This is a genomic window from Protofrankia sp. Cas8 (assembly GCF_963555845.1).
Lineage (GTDB): Bacteria > Actinomycetota > Actinomycetes > Frankiales > Frankiaceae > Protofrankia.
Map to the genome: position 1 here is coordinate 1 of NZ_CAUVXI010000048.1, position 3,196 is coordinate 3,196.

Annotated in this window: 3 protein-coding genes; 2 read left to right on the forward strand and 1 reads right to left on the reverse strand. The window is 65.5% G+C overall.

Annotated elements, in window-relative coordinates; all coding sequences use genetic code 11:
- The first annotated feature begins 48 nt into the window (after positions 1–48).
- Positions 49–801 carry an ArsR/SmtB family transcription factor gene (locus U9977_RS09800; RefSeq protein WP_416210538.1) on the forward strand — a complete coding sequence of 251 codons (753 nt, stop codon included), beginning with the start codon at positions 49–51 and terminating at the stop codon, positions 799–801.
- A 123-nt stretch (positions 802–924) separates the two neighbouring features.
- Entirely contained in the window at positions 925–2,424 is a 1,500-nt protein-coding gene (locus tag U9977_RS09805) for a VWA domain-containing protein (RefSeq protein ID WP_322748897.1), read from the forward strand.
- A gap of 97 nt (positions 2,425–2,521) precedes the next feature.
- On the opposite strand, the gene U9977_RS09810 is transcribed toward U9977_RS09805, so the two are convergent.
- Positions 2,522–2,866 carry a helix-turn-helix domain-containing protein gene (locus tag U9977_RS09810; RefSeq protein WP_322748898.1) on the reverse strand — a complete coding sequence of 115 codons (345 nt, stop codon included), beginning with the start codon at positions 2,864–2,866 and terminating at the stop codon, positions 2,522–2,524.
- Positions 2,867–3,196: the final 330 nt, after the last annotated feature.

Genomic DNA, 3,196 nt, shown 5'->3' on the forward strand with positions numbered 1-3,196 from the left:
CGCGGCGCCCGTTGACAGGTGACTAAATGGTCACCTATCTTCGAGGGCGTGGACGCGGTGTTCAGAGCGCTGGCCGATCCGACGCGGCGGGCACTGCTCGACGAGCTCTTCCGGGAGGACGGGCAGACGTTGAGCGCGCTCGAGGCGCGGTTCGACATCACCCGTTTCGGCGTGATGAAGCACCTCAAGCAGCTTGAGGAGGCGGGCCTGGTGGTCACCAGGCGGCGCGGACGAGAGAAGCTCCATTTCCTGAACCCGGTCCCGATCCGGCTCGTCCACGACCGGTGGGTGAGCAAGTACGCCGAGCCCTGGGCCGCTGCGCTCAGTGGCATCAAGCAGCGACTGGAGAATTCCATGGAGAAGGTTTTCGAGATCTACATCCGCACCACCCCGGAGCGGCTGTGGGAGGCGATCACCGATCCCGAGATCAGGAGCAAGTACAACTTCGGCGCGAGGGTCATCTCGGACTGGACACCGGGCTCGCGCTACGAGATGAGCGCGCCGGGCGCACCCGGCCCGCTCGGCGAGGGGGAGAACCTCGAGATCGACCCGCCGCGCCGGCTCGTCCAGAGCGCAACCATGCTCTGGAGCGACGAGGTGAAGAGTGAGGGCACCTCCAGAATCACCTGGGAGATCGAACCGATCGGCGACTCGTGTCGCCTGACCGTCACCCACGACCAGTTGCGCGAGGGCGCGAACGAGGAGCTCTACGGCGGCTGGCCGATGATCCTGTCGGGCCTGAAGACGTGGCTGGAGACCGGCGAGCTGCTTACCACCCCGGGATCCCTGATGTACTCCTGAGCCGGCTCCTACCGTGAATCTCGCCGTGAATCCTGCCCTGAACCTCGCCGTGAACCTCGCCGTGAATCCTGCCGGCGGTGCGACCGGGCGTGGCGGCTGCCGGGGGAAATACACTCTCTCGGCATGACTGTGGTTCTGCCCAAAGGCGGGAACGTGGTGCTCTCGCCGCGGGTCGGGCGAGTCTGTGTCGTGCTCGACTCCGCCGCCGGGCCGGCATTGGACGCCAGCGCGCTGCTGCTCACGGCTTCCGGCCGCGTCCGCAGCGACGCAGACTTCGTCTTCTACAACCAGCCGCGCTCGGTCGAGGGTGCTGTGACTCTTGCGGCGCGGTCCGGGCGGCAGGAGACGGTCACCGTCGACCTGGCCCGGCTACCACCGGAGATCTCAACCGTTGTCGTCGCCGTGTCGACCGACGGCCAGCCGGTCGGCGCGGTGCGCGGTCTGCATGTCCGGGTCCATGAGGCGCCCGGAGCCGGCGCGACACCCGCACCCGGTTCGGAGATCGTCCGGTTCGAGATCACCGATGCGGGCGCCGAGACGGCGTTCGTCCTGGGTGAGCTCTACCGGCGGTCCGGCCAGTGGAAGTTCCGCGGGGTGGGCCAGGGTTGGACCTCGGGCCTGGCCGGGCTCGCCACGGACTACGGCATCACCGTGGATGAGCCGCCCGCCTCGGCCAGGCCAGCAGCTCCAGCTCCAGCTGCCGTTCCAGGGCCAGGGCCGGTTTCAGCGCCAACGCCGGTTTCAGCGCCAACGCCGGTTCCGGTTCCGCCGAGCCGGACGTCCAAAGCGAATCCGGTGTCACTGGCGAAAGCCGTCCGGCTGGAAAAGCAACTCGCCGGGGCTTCACCGGCCATGGTGGACCTGGTCAAGCGCGCCGGGGTCTCCTTGCAGAAGAAGGGAATGTCCGAGCACCGTGCCCGGGTCGCACTCTGTCTGGACATTTCCCTGTCGATGAGTAGGCTGTACAACAAGGGTAAGGTGCAGCAGCTCTGCGAGCGCATTCTCGCGCTTGCCGTCCAGTTCGATGATGACGGTTCCTGCGATGTCTTCACCTTCGGCAGTAATGGCCACGACGAGGGCCCGCTCGATCTGCGTAACTACCAGGGTTGGGTAGCCGGGCTCATGCGCCACCGCACGCTCGAGGGCGCCACCAACTACGCAAAGGCCATGCAGATGGTACGGCAACACTACTTTCCCGATTCGCGCGGGCGGCGGCGGGACCGGCCTCGTCCCGACGTGCTGCCCGTCTACGTGATGTTCGTGACCGACGGCCAGGCGACCGACAAGCGGGCCGTCCGTGACCAGATCACCTGGGCGTCCTACGAACCGATCTTCTGGCAGTTCATGGCGATCGGGAAGACCAGTCGTAATGTCAGCGCCGGCAGTGTGACAATGCCGAAGCGCAGCGGTCTCGGTGGCCTTGTCGACCGCCTGCTTGAGAGCAACTTCAGCTTCCTGGAGGAACTGGATGAGATGACCGGGCGGTTCCTGGACAATGCGAACTTCTTCTCGCTTGCCGACCCGACGGCGATCGGCGATGACCAGCTCTTCGACCTGCTGATGTACGAGTACCCGGGCTGGCTCACCCAGGCTCGTGCCCGCGGCCTGGTCACCGGAACCTGACCAGTTTCGATTAGCGAAGATGTCGTCGCATTTCGGCCGCAAATCGCGGCACGCCTGCGCGTTCGAGGATGGTGGGGAATACCACGGCGACTGTGTCTCACCTTGTGCGGGCTGGGACAGCGGTTACGTCATACAGGTTGTCGTCCTCGGCATCGGAGGCCATCTGGTCCAACACGTGCCTGCGTTCGCGGTAATCAAGGATGTCGTGGAGCATGACCCGACGGTGGCGTCCCCGCATGGTGTACGAAACCTCACCTTCGGTCAACAGACGTACCAGTGTCGGCCTGGAGATGTTGAGCAGGTCGGCAGCCTCCTGCGTCGTCAACATCGTGTTGTGCGGCGCGATCGACACGGCCAGGCCCTGGGCCAGCGCTGCCACCACGTCACCCAGGACGCCGTAGAGTTCGTCGGGGATTTCGATCTGCGAGCCGTCCCGGCCCACCAGGCGAGCCCTTGACTGCGCCTCCACGTCCGCCAGGCCGCGCGCGAACCTGGCAAGGCCCGACCGTATTCGAAAAAAACGTAAGCGCGGTCGAAGGTGATGCTTGCCCGCAGGCGTTGAGCGGGTTGCTATGGGCGCCGCGTTCCATGATCTACGCCCTCTATTGCCGGGCGCTCTTAACGATGTGAATCTGATGCTCCTACCACAACACCAGATTCACATCGTTCCCAAAGAGCGCCCGGCAACAGTCCCGCGACGCCGCGCCCCCGGTCGCCGGTCGCCGGTCGCTCTGAGACAGAGCATGTTAATGTGATCGTTACCAAGGGTAAG

What these genes read in the sequence shown, in the direction of transcription:
- U9977_RS09805 (WP_322748897.1), top strand. Translation starts at nt 925, where the DNA reads ATGACTGTGGTTCTGCCCAAAGGCGGGAACGTGGTGCTCTCGCCGCGG.